At 73.9% G+C, this 15,525-nt stretch carries 15 protein-coding genes; 12 read left to right on the top strand and 3 right to left on the bottom strand.

What is annotated here, in order from left to right:
- Positions 1-168 precede the first annotated feature (168 nt).
- Together ACIRG9_RS13805 and ACIRG9_RS13800 are read right to left on the bottom strand one after the other, a co-directional pair.
- Entirely contained in the window at positions 169-849 is a 681-nt protein-coding gene (locus ACIRG9_RS13805; RefSeq protein WP_402854753.1) for a hypothetical protein, read from the bottom strand.
- A 150-nt stretch (positions 850-999) separates the two neighbouring features.
- Positions 1,000-2,088, bottom strand: coding sequence for a hypothetical protein (locus ACIRG9_RS13800; protein ID WP_402854751.1), 1,089 nt, complete (start codon positions 2,086-2,088; stop codon positions 1,000-1,002).
- A 281-nt stretch (positions 2,089-2,369) separates the two neighbouring features.
- Between ACIRG9_RS13800 and ACIRG9_RS13795 the strand changes: the two genes are divergently transcribed.
- The 12 genes from ACIRG9_RS13795 to ACIRG9_RS13740 all read left to right on the top strand — a co-directional run bounded on the left by ACIRG9_RS13795 (position 2,370) and on the right by ACIRG9_RS13740 (position 14,283).
- A complete protein-coding gene (locus tag ACIRG9_RS13795) occupies positions 2,370-3,143 on the top strand; it encodes a nucleotidyltransferase domain-containing protein (protein WP_402854749.1) in 774 nt (257 codons plus the stop codon).
- Between the two features lie 55 nt (positions 3,144-3,198).
- The gene (locus tag ACIRG9_RS13790; protein WP_402854747.1) at positions 3,199-4,299 is read left to right on the top strand and encodes a hypothetical protein; all 1,101 of its coding nucleotides are present in this window, start codon (positions 3,199-3,201) and stop codon (positions 4,297-4,299) included.
- Between the two features lie 150 nt (positions 4,300-4,449).
- Positions 4,450-5,259: an SAM-dependent methyltransferase gene (locus ACIRG9_RS13785; RefSeq protein ID WP_402854745.1), complete on the top strand. Its 810-nt coding sequence runs from the start codon at positions 4,450-4,452 to the stop codon at positions 5,257-5,259.
- 74 nt (positions 5,260-5,333) lie between these two features.
- The gene (locus ACIRG9_RS13780; RefSeq protein WP_402854743.1) at positions 5,334-6,302 is read left to right on the top strand and encodes an ATP-binding cassette domain-containing protein; all 969 of its coding nucleotides are present in this window, start codon (positions 5,334-5,336) and stop codon (positions 6,300-6,302) included.
- Complete coding sequence (locus tag ACIRG9_RS13775; protein ID WP_402854741.1) at positions 6,295-7,095, top strand: ABC transporter permease; 801 nt, start codon at positions 6,295-6,297, stop codon at positions 7,093-7,095. Before ACIRG9_RS13780 ends, ACIRG9_RS13775 begins: the two co-directional genes overlap by 8 nt.
- Positions 7,092-7,886: an ABC transporter permease gene (locus ACIRG9_RS13770; protein ID WP_402854739.1), complete on the top strand. Its 795-nt coding sequence runs from the start codon at positions 7,092-7,094 to the stop codon at positions 7,884-7,886. The genes ACIRG9_RS13775 and ACIRG9_RS13770 overlap by 4 nt, the downstream gene beginning before the upstream one ends.
- Positions 7,887-7,928: 42 nt before the next feature.
- Positions 7,929-10,724: an FAD-binding and (Fe-S)-binding domain-containing protein gene (locus ACIRG9_RS13765; RefSeq protein ID WP_402854737.1), complete on the top strand. Its 2,796-nt coding sequence runs from the start codon at positions 7,929-7,931 to the stop codon at positions 10,722-10,724.
- Positions 10,725-10,855: 131 nt separating this feature from the next.
- Positions 10,856-11,308, top strand: coding sequence for a glutaredoxin domain-containing protein (locus tag ACIRG9_RS13760; RefSeq protein WP_402854735.1), 453 nt, complete (start codon positions 10,856-10,858; stop codon positions 11,306-11,308).
- 176 nt (positions 11,309-11,484) lie between these two features.
- A complete protein-coding gene (locus tag ACIRG9_RS13755) occupies positions 11,485-12,123 on the top strand; it encodes a helix-turn-helix domain-containing protein (protein ID WP_402854733.1) in 639 nt (212 codons plus the stop codon).
- A gap of 47 nt (positions 12,124-12,170) precedes the next feature.
- Positions 12,171-12,542, top strand: a complete 372-nt coding sequence (locus ACIRG9_RS13750) for a hypothetical protein (protein WP_402854731.1) — start codon at positions 12,171-12,173, stop codon at positions 12,540-12,542.
- Positions 12,539-13,486: an ABC transporter ATP-binding protein gene (locus ACIRG9_RS13745; RefSeq protein WP_402854729.1), complete on the top strand. Its 948-nt coding sequence runs from the start codon at positions 12,539-12,541 to the stop codon at positions 13,484-13,486. Before ACIRG9_RS13750 ends, ACIRG9_RS13745 begins: the two co-directional genes overlap by 4 nt.
- On the top strand, positions 13,486-14,283 hold the full coding sequence (locus ACIRG9_RS13740) for an ABC transporter permease (RefSeq protein WP_402854728.1): 798 nt from the start codon (positions 13,486-13,488) through the stop codon (positions 14,281-14,283). Before ACIRG9_RS13745 ends, ACIRG9_RS13740 begins: the two co-directional genes overlap by 1 nt.
- Positions 14,284-14,367: 84 nt before the next feature.
- Here ACIRG9_RS13740 and ACIRG9_RS13735 read toward each other — a convergent pair whose 3' ends face one another.
- A complete protein-coding gene (locus ACIRG9_RS13735; RefSeq protein ID WP_402854726.1) occupies positions 14,368-15,402 on the bottom strand; it encodes an NAD(P)H-dependent flavin oxidoreductase in 1,035 nt (344 codons plus the stop codon).
- Positions 15,403-15,525 lie beyond the last annotated feature (123 nt).

Below are 15,525 nucleotides of genomic sequence, written 5' to 3'. Positions count from 1 at the left end.
CGGTCCAGACATCGACGGCAGCGCCGGAACCAACCTCGACGAACCAGCTACGGGAACGGCCCCTGCCGATCGATTCTGCGCTTGAACAGCAACGATGGCACGCTCGTGACCCATCCCGCGGCAGGCCGACCGGGGCCCCGCACGAAGCGTCGCCCCGGTCGGCTCGCCTCAGCGCAAGGCCCAGCTGTTCACCCGGCCGTTACGCGTCAGGGCAGGCGGGCGACAGGTCGGCCAGCGGGCGTTGCCACCCGGGCGGCCGCCCCAGAACGGCGACAGCCGCCACATCGGGTGCGTGGTGGTGCCGCCCGGCACCGGGAAGGTGTCCCGGTCGGCGTAGCCGTACCGACGAAGCAGGTCCCGGTCGCTCTCGGTGAACGCCTCCGCGTACGTCGGCAGCCCCAACGTGTCCATCCAGCGCTGCGCCCCGGCGAGGAGGGCGGCCGACCGCCGTGCCGGAGCCTGCCCCGGCGCGGCCAGCAGCGCGAGATGGTTGTGTGCCTCGGTGGGACGCCGCGCCGAGAGGACCCGGTCGAAGACTTTGAACCGTTCCTGGTGCTCGCCGCAGGCATCGGCGAGCCGGTCGGCGTACCGCGCGGGCGGCGGGATCGGCCGGTAACGGTGAAACCAGACGGTCGCCGCCGAGCCGTCCTGGAGCAGGAACGCGTCGCCGAAGAGCAGCGCGTGTTCGGTCCAGATCCGCGCCACGGCGGCGAGCACGGATGGTCGACGCCGCTCATCGGGGACGAGCCAGGCGCCAAGTGCGGTGGGGTTCAGGGAATCGGTGACGAGATCGGCGATCCAGCCGATGTCGCGCCACCGGGCCCGGACGACGGGCATGCTCACGCTCATGGGTAACTCCTGGTCACCATCGTGATCGGTTACGTCTGAAGGTCGCCGGCGCGGATCGCGTGGTAGGGCGCGCCATCACGGGCCGCCAGCTCGGTCGGAGGTACGCGGGGCCGCCCGCGCCGTTGCGGACGGCACAGAGCAGCGCGCCGGTCAGGCGGGCCGAGTGTCCGGACGGGGCGAGCGGGACCGGAGCGCCTCGCCGTCCGGTGGGTGGCACCGGCGCGCGGGCAGGACGGGTGATGCCCAAGGTTCGGCGGAGGCGTCGGCGGGGGTGCCGTGCCCGCCGCCGGACAGGTCGACCTTGCTGCTGCCGGGGATGTGCTGGGCCGGCGTGGAGTCGGCATCCGACCGGAGCGGGTGTGGCCCCTCCGGCTCGAGCCGTTTCGACGGGGACCGGGCGGCCGGCGTGTTCGGGACGAATTCGGCGCATCCAGGGATGGCCGCCGCCGGACCGGTGGTGGTCGGGGAGACGGCGGTGGTGGCCGGCGGGGGAATCGGGTCGATCGGGCCGGGCCTCGGACCGCCCGTGGCCGGTGGTGGTGCCTCATCCGGCGGGTCGGTGGCCGGGTCCGGCGGGTCGGTCACCGGTTCCAGCGGGGTCAGCACCGGGAGGAGCGGCTCGAGCACCGGCTCCAGGACCGGTGCGAGCGGCCCGATGACCGGGCGCAGCGCCCTGGCCACCGGAGGGAGTATCCCCGTGCGTCGCGGCCCGGTGACGTGCTTCAAGGCGTTGGCGACGGGGGCGAGTATCCCGGTGCGGACCGGCTCGGTGACGCGGCTCGGCAGGCCGGCCTTCGGGGTGGGCGCCCGGGCGGGCGCCGGGCGGATCGTGTCGCGGGGCCGGTCGGTCCGTGGCGGGGTGGTGACCCGGTCGGCCGGTCTCGTCACCCGAGCTCGGGCCGGCGCCGTCGTGGGCGTGGCCGGCGGTGGCCGGAGTCGCCTTTGGGTGGGCCCGGCGGGGCGGACGGGCGGCCGTGGCGCCGCCCGCTTCGGCGGGACGACGGTCCTGACCGGCGGTGGGAGCGGTGCGGTGCGGCGGGCGGCCGCGTCGATGGCCGGCCCGTGGGCCGCGGCGTGCGGGGCCGTGCCGAGGGCCGGGCGGAGAACGCCGCTGACCAGGTCGAGGGTGGCCCCGATGACGGGTGGCCGGTCGGCGGCGTACGCGGCGTCGGCGGCGGCGACCTCATGACCGGCCCATGCCGCGAGCACCCCGCCGAGCAGGAGGCCGAGGCGCAGCAAGACCCGAGTCAGTCGCCCGCCTCGTCGAGTCATCCCGGGTCCCTCCGGCCGGCGGCCAATACCGCCGATCAACGCCCGTACTCTACCGAAAGCGGTCGCTCGATCACAGCCTGCGGCTGATCGAAATCGGGCGAGTCGGGCCCGGCCGGTAGCGGGTACCCTTCCCGCCTTCGACGACACCCGCTCCGTTGACGGGCGTGTCGACCGTCTGCTGTCCCGACCCGACGGACCGCACCGGGCCGCCCGGGCCGCCGCCGGTCTGACCGGGCAGGATGCCGGGCATGGACGACGACGTACGCGGGTATCTGGCCGAACTGGTCGACCGGGCCCGGTCGGTCCTCGGCGAGAACCTGGTCGGGGCGTACGCGGCCGGGTCGGTGGGGCTCGGCGCGTACCAGGCGGGACGCAGCGACATGGACGTGGCCCTGGTGGTGGCCCGGCCGGTGGGCGACGCGGCCAAGCGGGCCCTGGTGGACCGGCTGCGGCACGAGGCGTTGCCCTGCCCGGCGCGCGGCCTGGAACTCGTCGTCTACCGACGGGACGTGGCGGCCTCCGGCACCCCGGCGCCGGGCTTCGAGGTCGAACTCAACACCGGCGCGACCATGCCGTTCCGCGCCGCGTACGACCCGGACGAACGACCGGAGGCCGATGGGCGGTTCTGGTACGCCCTCGACCGCAGCATCCTGCGCCAGTCCGGGCTGGCCCTGCTCGGTCCGCCCGCCGCCGATGTCTTCGCCGATCCGGCCCCGGACGACCTCCGCCGGCTGCTGGTCGCGGCGTTGTCCTGGTGGCTGGCGCTGCCGACGCCCGACGGCGACCGCCCAGCGCCCGGCGCGGAGGACGCCGTGCTCGGCGCGTGCCGTTCCCTGGTGCGTTTCCGGGACGGGGTGTGGCTGGCCAAGGCGGATGCCGGACGGCGGATCGCCGAGCGCGGCGAGGGCGCCGACCTGATCGGGCGGGCGATCGAGGCCCGTCGGGGTGGCCCGCCGCCGGGTGGCGCCGAGGCGCGGGCCTTCCAGCGTCGGGTGCTCGACGAGATCGCTCGAGCGCATTGACGAGGCTCGACGCTCTACTGTAAACAAGGCGTACTGATTAGTCGGGGAGGCTCCCATGCGACGCTTGGTACCGCTGGCCGCGCTCCTGCTCACCCTCACCACCGCCACTCCGGCGGCCGCCGCGCCGCCCCGGTCGGCCCCCGCGCCCCTCGCGGCCACCCCGATCCAGATCTACGGCGCATGGCACTGTGGAAACGACTACTGCACCTGGGGCGCGGCCCGCACCGTGGCCGAGTTCGACAGCCAGAACCACTGGATGATCGACCGGGGAGACGGCCGCCCCGCCGTCAACCTCGTGGTGCTCAGCTTCGTCAACCCGCTCGACCTGCTGCGCCAGACCACCAACGCCACCACCCTCGACGGCGTGCCGCGCGGCATGACCCCCGAGATCGTCGGCTGGTTCACCTCCCGCGGCGTGCGGGTCATGCTCTCGATCGGCGGCATCACCTACACCGGCGCCTGGGACACCGCCCTCGCCGAGAACCCCACCCTGCTCGGCCAGCGGGCCGCCGCCGTCGCCACCCGCCTCGGCGTCGGCATCGAGATCGACTACGAGCAGAACACCAACCCGAACCTCGCCGGCCTGCAGTCCTTCATCGACGCCTACCGGACGGTCCACCCGTACGACGCCACCGGCGCCCGACCCCAGGCCCGGCTCACCATCGACGTCGCCGCCGGCGACCGCTACCTCATCGCACTCAACCGCAAGGCCACCGCCGACTGGCTGCGTACCGACACCCCGGTCCTCGACTACGCCAACGCGATGGTGGCCGCCAAGCCCGCCTCCGCCAGCACCTCCCAGGCGAGCTGGCAGGAACACGTCGACGGGAAGCCGCAGTACGCCCCGCCGGTGCCGCCGCTCGCCCCGGCGAAGTTCACCGGTGGCAGCTACCTCGCGCACGGCGGCAAGCCGCTGCCGGAGTGCGTCGACTACGCCACCTCGGTGCAGCGGGCCGCCGCCCCGTACGCGCAGAGCGTCGCCCCCAACGGTGCGGGCAGCACCGCCGGCATGCTCGGTTTCATGTTCTGGGCCGCCGAACGCCCCGCCACCAAGGGCATTGGCACCGCACCGCCGAACACCTGTGAGCGCGGCGCCGGCGCCGGGGCGACCGCGCTGGCCGTCCCGGTGCCGATGCCCGCCCTGCGGCAGAGCTGAACGCTCTTGATCAACTCTGGGTGCGGCATGTTGTGGTCACGGCCGGCCGCGAGACCACCCTTTGCCGCATACGGAGTCGATCAGGTCCGGTATCCCCGGACTGCCGCTTGATCTAAGCTGTCCGGAACGACCAGCTACAAAGGAGCGTCGGTGACGCAGAAGCCCTCGACCGCCCCGCGCGCCGACGCGCTGGACACCAGCGTCCCGCACTCGGCCCGCCTGTGGAACTACCTCCTCGGTGGCAAGGACAACTTCGCCGCCGACCGGGAGGCCGCCGAGCAGGTCCTCGCGTTCCTGCCGGAGCTGGTCCAGTCGGCCCGGTTCAACCGGGAGTTCCTCGGCCGGGCGGTCCGTCACCTCGCCGGAGAGGCCGGCGTCCGGCAGTTCCTCGACATCGGCACCGGACTGCCGACGGCGAACAACACCCACCAGGTCGCCCAGGCCGTCGCGCCGGAGTCGCGCATCGTCTACGTCGACAACGACCCGATGGTGCTGGTGCACGCCCGGGCCCTGCTCACCAGCAGCCCGGAGGGCATCACCGACTACATCGACGCCGACCTGCGCGACCCCGAGCTGATCCTGGCCGAGGCCCGCCGGACGCTGGACTTCGACCAGCCGGTCGCCGTCATGCTGCTCGGCATCGTCAACTTCGTCGTCGACGACGAGGAAGCGATCCACATCGTTCGACGGCTCGTCGACGCGGTGCCGGCCGGCAGCTACCTGGTCCTGTCGCACCCGACCCGGGAGGTCAACCCGGAGGCGGTCGACCGGGCACTGGCGATGTGGAACGACGGTGGCGCCGCGCAGATGGCCGTCCGGACCCCGGCGGAGATCGGCCGGTACTTCGAGGGGCTCGAACTCCTCGAACCGGGCCTGCTCACCTGTTCCCAGTGGCGTCCGGACGGCAACGACACCACCCCCACCTCCGAGTACTGCGCGGTGGGCCGCAAGAACGGCTGACCCGGGCCGGCCCGCCCGGGCGCGGGGCCGAAAACCGATGTCGCTCCCGGGCACGCGGCCGTTAGGGTCAGGCGATGATCGAGGTGCGCGATCTGGCGAAGCACTTCCGGGTACACCGTCGACCACCCGGGTTGGGTGCCTCGCTCCGCTCCCTGTTCCGGCGCGAGCACGTCACCGTCCGCGCGGTCGAGCGGGTCAGCTTCACCATTCCCACCGGCGAGGTCGTCGGTTTCCTCGGCCCGAACGGCGCCGGCAAGACCACCACCCTGAAGTGCCTGACCGGCCTGCTGCACCCCACCGCCGGCACCGTACGGGTGCTCGGGCACACCCCGCATCGCCGGGAAGCCGCGTTCCTGCGCCGGATCTCGCTGGTCATGGGCCAGCGCAACGCCCTGTTCTGGGACCTGCCCGCCGCCGACGCCTTCGAGGTCAACCGGGCGATCTACGGCCTCGCCGAGGGCCCGTACCGGTCGGCGCTCGACGAGCTGGTCGCCCTGCTCGACCTTGAGCCGCTGCTGAACAAGCAGGTCCGGGTGCTGAGTCTCGGCGAGCGGATGCGCTGCGAACTGGCCGGCGCGCTGCTGCACCGACCGGACGTGCTCTTCCTCGACGAGCCGACGCTCGGGCTGGACGTCAACGGCCAGGCGGCGGTGCGGACGTTCCTTGCCGACTACAACGCCCGGTACGGCGCCACCGTCCTGCTGACCAGTCACTACATGGGTGACGTGACCGCGTTGGCCCGCCGGGTGCTGGTCATCGACCACGGCGCGCTGCGCTTCGACGGGGATCTTGCCGCGCTGGTCGAGGCCAACTCGCCGTACCGGCTCGTCCGGGTCACCCTGCGTCAGCCCGCACCGGCGGAAACCTGGGTGGGCCTCGGTGAGGTGTCGTCGGTCGACGGTGCCGTGGTCACCCTGAAGGTGCCGCGCGCCGAGACGGCCACGGTCGCGGCCCGGCTGCTGGCCACCCTGCCGGTCGAGGATGTCGCGATCGAGGACCCGCCGGTGGAGGACATCATCCGGGCGGTCTTCGCCCATGCGTGACGTGCTCACCGCGTACCCCTCGCTGGTGCGCAGCGCGACGCTGGTGGCGGCGACCTACCGGGGCCGGGTCGTGCTGTCGTTGGCCACCAGCTTCTTCCCGCTGCTGACGATGGCGGTGTGGCTCACCGTCGTCGCCGAGGGCGGCCCGCCGGCGGGCTGGACCACCGGCGACTTCCTGTCCTACTACGCGGCGGCGACGCTGCTGTGGAACCTTGCGGGTGACCGCGTGGTGTGGCAGTGGGACGCGGACATGCGTAGCGGCGACCTGTCCGCGCGGCTGCTGCGCCCGGTGCACCCCTTCCACCAGTACGCCGCGAGCGACCTCGGCCACCGGTTGGTGTTCCTCACGGTGCTGGCGCCCGCCCTGGCGCTCGCCGCGCTGCTCGTGCCGGGCCTGGGTTATTCGGCCGACCCCGTCAGGCTCGTTGCCGTCGCCGCCGCGCTGGTGCTGGCGTACGCGCTCAGCCTGCTGATGGCGTCGACGTTCGCCCTGATCGGGTTCTGGAGTACCCAGACGTCCAACGTGTGGTTGCTGTGGTGGGGCCTGGGCTCGTTCGCCTCGGGCTGGGTCGCGCCGCTGGCGCTGATGCCGGACTGGCTGCGTACGGCCGCGCTGGTGCTGCCGTTCCGTACCGCGATGGGCTTCCCGGTGGAGCTTCTGATGGGCCGCCTCGACGCCCGTCAGACCGCGTACGGGTTCGCGGTCGGGCTCGGCTGGCTTGCCGCGTTCGCGCTGCTGTACCTGATCGGCTGGCGGTACGGCGTGCGCCGCTACCAGGCGGTGGCCGGATGAGCCGCTGGACCCGGCACGCGCGGATCCTGGGCATCTGCTGGCGGGCAGCGGTGGCCACTGAGGTGGAGTACCGCTTCAACTTTCTCTCCAACATCGCGCTCAGCGCCTTCTGGCTGGTCTGGGCGGCCCTCGGCGCGTCGGTCTACTTCCGCTTCACCGGCTCGGTGGCCGGCTGGGCCCATGCCGAGGTGCTCGTCGTCATCGGCCTGTTCTTCGCGCTCAACGGCCTACGTCAGGCGCTGCTGCAACCGAATCTGGAGCGGATGACCGACTACGTGCGGCAGGGCACGCTCGACTTCCTGCTCACCAAGCCGTTCGACGCGCAGCTGCTGGTGAGCCTGCGGCAGGTGCGGGTCAACAACCTGCTCGACCCGGTGCTGGGTCTGGCCCTGGCCACCGTCGGCGTCGTCCAAACCGGCCGGGGCGTGTCAGTGGGCGCGCTGGCCGCGTTCCTGCTGCTGCTGGCCTGCGCGATGCTGCTGACGTACGCCCTGACGGTGGCGCTGATGGCGCTCGCGGTGGTGCTGGTGGGCGCCGAGGAACTCGGCCGGGTCTCCTTTGCGTTCGTCGAACTGTCCCGCTTCCCGGTGGATCTGTACCGCAACCCCGCACAGGCGCTGCTGACCATCGTGCCGGTGGCGTTCCTGACCACGTACCCGGCCGAGGCGTTGCTGGGTCGGCTCGACCCGTACCTGCTGCTGATCGCCCCGGGGGTGGCGGTCGGCGCGGTGGTCGTGGCCACGGTGGCCTGGCGGCGTTCGCTGCGCTCGTACTCCGGCGCCAGTGCCTGACCCGACGGCCGCTGGTTAGGGTGTGGCGGGGGAGGTGCGCCGATGGGGTCGGAGCTGAGCGGGGCCGCGCTGGCCGGACTGGAGGCGGCGGTCCCGGGCGGGGTACGCACCCGGGCCGCGGACCGGCTGGGACTCGCCCACGACGCCTCCCACTACCTGCTGCATCCCGCCGCGGTGGTCGCCCCGGCCGACGCGGAGCAGGTCGCGGCGCTGCTGCGGCACAGCCGCCGCACCGACACCCCGCTGACCTTCCGGTCCGGCGGCACCAGCCTCAGCGGTCAGGCGGTCACCGACCGGTTGCTGGTCGACGCCCGCCGGCACTTCCGTGACCTGGCCGTCCTCGACGAGGGTCGCCGGGTCCGGGTGCAGCCGGGGGTGGTGCTGCGGCAGGTGAACAACCGGCTCGCCCCGTACGGCCGGCGGCTCGGCCCCGACCCGGCCAGCGAATCCGCCTGCACGGTCGGCGGCGTGGTGGCCAACAACTCCAGCGGCATGACCTGCGGCACCGAGTTCAACACCTACCGGACGTTGGAGTCGCTGCTGCTGGTGCTGCCCAGCGGCACCGTGCTGGACACCGGTGCACCGGACGCCGACGACCGGCTGCGAGCCACCGAGCCGCAGCTGCACGCCGGTCTGCTGCGGCTGCGCGACCGGGTCCGTGGCAACCCCGACTCGGTGCGCCGGATCCGCGCCCAGTACGCGATGAAGAACACCATGGGGTACGGGGTGAACGCGTTCCTCGACCACGACGCGCCCGCGGAGCTGCTCACCCGGCTCGTGGTGGGCAGCGAGGGCACGCTCGCCTTCGTGGCGGCGGCGACCTTCCACACCGTACCGGCGCACCGGCACGCCGCGACTGGACTGCTGGTCTTCGACACCCTGGGCGCGGCGATGGCGGCCATGCCGGCGCTGGTGGCCGCCGGGCCGGCGGCGATCGAGCTGCTCGACGCCGCCGCGCTGCGGGTCGCCCAGGCCGACCCGAAGGCGGACGCCGCGCTGCGCGCCCTCGCGGTACGCGAGCACGCGGCGCTGCTGGTGGAGTGGCAGGAGTCCGACCCGGACACGCTCGCCGAGCGGGTGGCGGCGGCGCGGCCGGTGCTGGCCGGGCTGCCGCTGACCGCCCCGGCCCGGCTCAGCGGCGAGGCGGCAGCCCGCGCCGCGCTGTGGCACATCCGCAAGGGCCTGTACGCGGCCGTCGCCGGTGCCCGCCCGTCGGGCACCACCGCGCTGCTGGAGGACATCGCCGTCCCGGTGGAGGCGCTCGCCGACACCTGCGCCGCGCTCGCCGAGCTGTTCGCCGGGCACCGGTACGAGCAGAGCGTGATCTTCGGCCACGCCAAGGACGGCAACCTGCATTTCCTGCTCAACGAGCGGTTCTCGGGCGGCGTGGCCCCGGCGCGCTACGCCGAGTTCACCGAGGAGATGGTCGACCTGGTGCTCGGCCACGGCGGCACGCTCAAGGCCGAGCACGGCACCGGCCGGGTGATGGCCCCGTACGTGCGCCGCCAGTTCGGCGACGAGCTGTACGCGGTGATGCGCGAGGTGAAGACCCTCTGCGACCCCGATGGTGTGCTCAATCCCGGGGTGCTGCTCAGCGACGATCCCGAGATCCACCTGCGGCATCTGAAGACGGTGCCCACGGTCGAACCCGAGGTGGACCGCTGCGTCGAGTGCGGCTACTGCGAGCCGGTCTGTCCCAGCCGCGACCTGACCACCACACCCCGCCAGCGAATCGTGCTGCGCCGGGAGATCGCCGCCGCCCGCGCCGCCGGTGACGAGGCGCTCGTCCGGGAGCTGACAGCCGCGTACGGGTACGACGCGGTGGACACCTGCGCGGTCGATGGCATGTGCGCCACCGCCTGCCCGGTGCTGATCAACACGGGTGACCTGGTGAAGCGGCTGCGTACCGAGGGCACCGGCCGTGTCGCGCAGACCGGCTGGCGCGGTGCGGCCAACCGGTGGGGCGCGGCCACCCGGGCCATGGCAACCGGGCTGAACCTGGCCGGGGCGCTGCCGCCGGCCCTGCCGGAGGCCGGCACCCGAGCGGCTCGGGCGGTGCTCGGCGCCGGGCGGGTGCCGCAGTGGCGCCGGGACCTGCCCCGGGGCGGCGCGGTACGTCGCCCGCGCCCGGTGGACGATCCGGACGCGGTCTTCGTGCCGTCCTGTCTGGGCACGCTGTTCGCGCCGGTCGACGGCGGGTCGGGCGTCGCCGCCGCGCTGCTCACCCTCGCCGAGCGGGCCGGGGTACGCCTGCTGGTGCCCGACGGGGTGGCGACGATGTGCTGCGGCACGCCCTGGTCGTCCAAGGGTCTCACCGCCGGCTACCAGGCGGTGCGTGACCGGGTGCCGGCGGCGTTGCGGGCGGCCAGCCGGGACGGCACGCTGCCCGTGGTCACCGACGCCGCCTCCTGCACCGAGGGCTTCGTCAAACTGCTCGCCGACGTCGGTGAGCTGCGGGTGGTCGACGCGGTCGGGTACGCGGCGACCGAGTTGCTGCCCCGGCTCACCGTCCGGCGCCGGTTGGGCTCGCTCGCCTTGCACCCGACCTGCTCGTCCACCCGGCTGGGGCTGGACGAGGCGCTGCTCACCGTGGCCCGGGCGGTCGCCGACGAGGTGGTGGTGCCCGACGGCTGGCAGTGCTGCGGCTTCGCCGGCGACCGTGGTCTGCTGCGGCCCGAGCTGACCGCCTCGGCGACCCGTGTCGAGGCCGACGCCGTCGCCCGCCGTTCCTTCGACGGGTACGCCTCGGTGAACCGCACCTGCGAGATCGGGATGGCCCGGGCGACCGGCCAGCCGTACCGTCACCTGCTGGAACTCCTCGCCGACGCCACCGCCTGACCGGTCGCGGGGTCACCCCCCGGTGGATGCGCCAGATCCGCGTTGGCTGAACTGCTGGTCCTTCTGGTGGGACTGACCATCGGTTCTGGCGCGGCGGGGACGGGACGGACGACGGCGTAGCATTCGGCGGCGTGCGGAGTTGGTGGTTGGCGGGCATCGTGCTGGCATGCGGGGTGCTCGTGGCGGCCACCCGGCCAAATCTTTGGGTTGCCGTCGTCGAGTTCCTAGTCTTCGCAGCGCTGGCCTTCGTGTTCTCGCCGCTGGTGTTTCCGAGGTCGCTGACCGCCGCGCAGGCACAGGAACGCAGCGCCCGGGACGGCCGGCCGATCGTGTACTGGCGGCCCGGCTGCCGGTACTGCCTGCGGCTGCGGCGTCGGCTCGGCGGCCGGGCCGGTCAGGTGCACTGGGTCGACATCTGGCGTGATCCGGCCGGGGCGGCTGCGGTGCGGGCCATCACCGGGGGCGACGAGACGGTCCCGACCGTGGTGGCGCGCGGCGAGGCGGCGGTGAACCCGGAGCCGGCCTGGCTGTTGCAGCGGCTGTCCGGCCCGACCTCACCCATCGGTGACCGTCCGTCGATCTGAGCATCATCACCGGAGATTCCAGGCCTTGATCGGCTCCATGTGCGGCACGTGGTGGTCTCGGCGGCGCCGGTGACCACCGTTTGCGCCACATGGAGTGGATCACTCCCCTGGGCACCGCCCTCCGGGGCGAGGGTGAGGTCTAGCGTTCTCATTATCGGGAATGATAATATTTGGCCATGACCTCTTCGGCCGACCGTTGGGCGGAACTGGCGCTGCATCCGGTGCGGATCCGGATCCTGCGATCGGTCGCCGGCGCCCGCCGCACCACCCGTGACCTTGTCGTGGCCTTGCCGGACGTGCCGCAGGCCACCCTCTACCGGCACGTGGCGACGCTCGTCGCGGGCGGGCTGCTGGAGGTGGCCGAGGAGCGGAAGGTGCGCGGCACCGTCGAGCGGGTGTACGCGCTGCCCGCCCACGGCGCGGCCCTCGGCCCGGCGGCCCTCGCCGACGCCAGCGCCGAGGACCACGCGCGGTGGTTCACGGCATTCGTGTCCAGCCTGCTCGCGGAGTTCTCCCGGTATCTGTCCCGGGACCGGATCGACCTGGTCGCCGACGGTGTCGGCTATCAGCAGGTGATGCTGCACCTCTCCGACGAGGAGTTCGCCGACTTCGCCGCGGAGCTGGCCGGGGTGATCGCTCCGCGGCTGGCCAACCGGCCCGGCCCGGACCGGGTGGCTCGCCTGCTGGCCACCGTCCTGATGCCGGTCGATCCGGCACCCGCCACCGGCACCGCCGCCACCGCCACCGCCACCGCCACCGCGCCGCCGCCCACCGCCGACCCCGCACCCGAGCCCGGTGGCGCCGACCAGAGCTGATCACCCGCCTCCGGCCCGTCGATCCGGGCCCAACGGAAGGAGTTTCCATGGCCGTAGTGGCCGTCACCGGCGATCAACTCGACATCCGGTTCAGCTCCAGCGAGCGGATCTGGCTACGCCGTGACCAGCTGACCGTCCCACTGTCCGCGGTACGACAGGCGGCCTGCGTCGACCAGCCGCTACGCCTGGCCCGGGGCGCTCGAAGCGGCCTTGTGGTCTCCGGCTTCATCAAGATCGGTGTTTGGGGCGTCTTCACCGGCCCCCGCCAGCTCGTCTCGGCCCGCCGTGGCGAGCCCGGCCTACACCTGGTCCTCGACCGGTCGACCGGAAGCCTCGAGTACGACGAGATCGTGCTGTCGGCCCCGGCGGCGCCGCGGCTCGTCGAGGCGATCCAGCACGCGATGGCGGGCCGGCCGTGACCGGAGAGCGCCTGCCCATCGAGGTTTCCCGGCTGACCAAACGGTTCGGTGCCGTCACCGCCGTCCGCGACATCAGCTTCACCGTCGAGCCCGGCCGGGTCACCGGGTTCCTCGGCCCGAACGGGGCCGGCAAGACCACCACCATGCGGATGGTCACCGGCCTGGTGGCCCCCACCTCGGGCCACGCCACCATCGGCGGCCGGCCGTACGCGCGGCTCAATCGCCCGTCCAGTACCGTCGGCGCCCTCTTCGACGCCACCGCCGTCCACCCCGGCCACACCGCCCGCGACCACCTCGGGGTGTACGCCGCGATGGGCGGGCATCCCGCCCGACGCGTCACCGAGATGCTGGACCGGCTCGGCCTGACCGCGGCGGCCAACCGCCGGGTCGGCGGGTTCTCCACCGGCATGCGGCAGCGGCTGAACCTGGCCACCGCGCTGCTCGGCGACCCGCGCGTGCTGCTGCTCGACGAGCCGAGCAACGGCCTCGACCCGGAGGGCATGGCCTGGCTGCGTTCCCTGCTGCGCGCCCTGGCCGCGGACGGGCGCACGGTGCTGGTCTCCAGCCACGTACTCAGCGAGGTCGAACAGTTGGCCGACGACGTCGTGGTGATCCGTGCCGGCGAGCTGGTCGCCGCCGGCCCCCGGTCACGCCTGGCCGGCCCGCCGGCGGCGCTGGTCCGCACCCCCGACGCCGCGGCGCTGGCCGCCGCGCTCGCGTCGGCCGGCGCCGCCGGTCCGGACACCGACGACGACGCGCTCCGGGTGGCGGTGATCGGTGTCGACCAGCTTCGGGTGTACGGGATGCCGACGCCCCGGATCGCCGAGGTGGCGGCCGCGCACCGGCTGCGGATCCACGAACTCGGCACCGAGGCCGCCGGGCTCGAACAGCTCTTCCTGCGCCTCACCGGCGCTGCGACGACCTCCGGACAGGCGGACGCGTGATGCGAAATGTGATCAGGGCGGAGCTCCGCCGGCTGCTGGCCACCCGGATGTGGGCCGTGGCCCTGGTGGTCGCCGCGCTGCTCGGCGGTGGGCTGCTCGGCGCGCTGGCCCTCGTCGGCCCGGAGAACTTCACCCCACCGATGCCCGGCCTGGACACCGAGGCCGGGGTCCGATCGGTGCTGGGCATCGTGGGCTTCACCGCCTTCGTCCCGGCCGCTCTCGGCACCGTGGCGATCACCAGCGAGTACCGGCACCGCACGATCGCGGTGACCTTCCTGTTCGCGCCGCGCCGCTGGCAGGTGCTGACCGCCAAGCTCGTCGCGTACGGGGTGGCCGGACTGACGTACGGCATCGTGCTGGCCGGCACGGCGGCCGTCGGCCTGTTCGGGGCGGCCGCGGCACGCGATGTCACGCTCGGTATGCCGGTCGGCACCGTGCTGGGGCTGCTCGCCCGGATCGGCCTGGCGATGGTCGCCTATCTGCTGCTCGGCGTCGCCGTGGGAGCCCTGCTGCGCAACCAGATCGCGGCGCTCGCCGTGGTGGTCGGCTACCTGTACCTGGGCGAGGCGCTGCTGATGATGATCCCCGGGGTGAACCTGGCCTATCCGTTCCTGCCCGGTGGGGCGACCGCCGCCCTGACCAACTACACCTACCTCGTCGACGCGATGGCGGAGCAGCTCGCCACCCGGCCGGTGCACCTGCTGTCACCGGTGGCCGGCGCCCTGCTGATGCTGGCGTACACGCTGGTGGCCTCGGCGGTCGCGCTGCTCGTCCCGCTGCGCCGCGACGTCACCTGACCGCCGGTCGCGCTACCGCCGCCGCACGCCGACCGGGCCGCCCGGCTCGCCGAGAGCGGCTGGCCGACGTGACCGACCGGTCGGTCAGAGCGTCCGGGTCAGCTCCGTGATGATCTCGGCCGCCGGAGCGGCCCGGGCGGCGCGCCAGCCGGTGCCGGCCCAGAGGTGCAGCCGGTCGGCGTCATCGGCCCGGGCGGCGGCGGTGCGCAGCGGCCGGGTCAGGTGATGCAGCGCCGGATAGCCCAACGGGGCCTGTGCGCCGTGCCGGTCGACGAAGTCGTTGCGCAGCGCGCGGGCCGGCCGGCCGGTGAACGCCCGGGTGACCACGGTCCGGTCCCGGCGGGGGTCGGCCAGCGCATCGCGGTGGGTGCGGCTGGCCCCGCTCTCGTCCGCCCGCAGCAGCAGCGTGCCGACCAGGACGCCGGTCGCGCCGGCGGCGAGTGCGGCCCGGACGTCCGGCCCGCCGGCCACGCCACCGGCGGCGAGGACGGGCAGCCCGGTCCGGCCGGCGACGAGGCCGACCAGTTCGGGCAGCGGGCGGTCGGACGGCGGGCGGTCCGGGGCGAAGGTGCCGAAGTGGCCGCCGGCCCGCGCGCTCTGCGCGACCAGCCCGTCCACCCCGAGGTCGGCGGCGGCCGCGGACTCCGCCGGGTCGGTGACCGTGACCAGCACCCGGCTGCCGGCCCGCCGCAGGTCCCGCACCACGCCGGCCGGCGGGAGGCCGAAGGTGAAGCTGACCACCGGCACCGGGTCGCGGACCAGCAGGTCGATCTTCGCCGCCCAGTGGTCGTCGTCCTCGACGCGGGTGGCTGCCGCCAGGTCCAGCCCGTAGGGTGCGCCCTCGGGGCCGATGCGGGCCGCGTAACGGCGGAACTCCGCCTCGGCGACGGGCACCGGAGTGGGCACGAAGACGTTCACGCCGAAGGGACGGCCAGTGGCCCGCGCGACGGCGATGTCGTCGGCCGTCGCCTCCGGAGTCCGGTAGCCGGCGGCCAGGAACGCGAACGCGCCGGCCGCGCCGACCGCCGCGGCCAGCCCGGTGCTGGTCGGCCCGCCGGCCATCGGCGCCGCGACCACCGGCCCGTCCACCCCGAGCAGATCCTTGCGGTGACTGTCCACGAGCCCAGTCTGCCCGGCGGCGGCGGTGGTGTCGGCCGGCCTCACCGGGACGCGTCCCCGCTGGCCGAAACCCCGGTGAGGGACGGGCCACCCGGTTTACGGTGCAGGTGACGATGGATCCCG

Origin of the sequence: Micromonospora sp. NPDC093277, from assembly GCF_044765245.1 — a bacterium.
In the GTDB taxonomy this organism is placed as follows: Bacteria; Actinomycetota; Actinomycetes; order Mycobacteriales; family Micromonosporaceae; genus Micromonospora.
The sequence above is the reverse complement of the archived record's forward strand: the minus strand, read 5'-3'. Positions and strand labels throughout refer to the sequence as shown.

Bases quoted from the DNA above. Each gene is read 5' to 3' on its own strand.
- ACIRG9_RS13805 (WP_402854753.1), bottom strand. From the start codon at position 849: ATGAGCGTGAGCATGCCCGTCGTCCGGGCCCGGTGGCGCGACATCGGC.
- ACIRG9_RS13795 (WP_402854749.1), top strand. From the start codon at position 2,370: ATGGACGACGACGTACGCGGGTATCTGGCCGAACTGGTCGACCGGGCC.
- ACIRG9_RS13790 (WP_402854747.1), top strand. From the start codon at position 3,199: ATGCGACGCTTGGTACCGCTGGCCGCGCTCCTGCTCACCCTCACCACC.
- ACIRG9_RS13780 (WP_402854743.1), top strand. From the start codon at position 5,334: ATGATCGAGGTGCGCGATCTGGCGAAGCACTTCCGGGTACACCGTCGA.
- ACIRG9_RS13775 (WP_402854741.1), top strand. From the start codon at position 6,295: ATGCGTGACGTGCTCACCGCGTACCCCTCGCTGGTGCGCAGCGCGACG.
- ACIRG9_RS13770 (WP_402854739.1), top strand. From the start codon at position 7,092: ATGAGCCGCTGGACCCGGCACGCGCGGATCCTGGGCATCTGCTGGCGG.
- ACIRG9_RS13765 (WP_402854737.1), top strand. From the start codon at position 7,929: ATGGGGTCGGAGCTGAGCGGGGCCGCGCTGGCCGGACTGGAGGCGGCG.
- ACIRG9_RS13755 (WP_402854733.1), top strand. From the start codon at position 11,485: ATGACCTCTTCGGCCGACCGTTGGGCGGAACTGGCGCTGCATCCGGTG.
- ACIRG9_RS13750 (WP_402854731.1), top strand. From the start codon at position 12,171: ATGGCCGTAGTGGCCGTCACCGGCGATCAACTCGACATCCGGTTCAGC.
- ACIRG9_RS13740 (WP_402854728.1), top strand. From the start codon at position 13,486: ATGCGAAATGTGATCAGGGCGGAGCTCCGCCGGCTGCTGGCCACCCGG.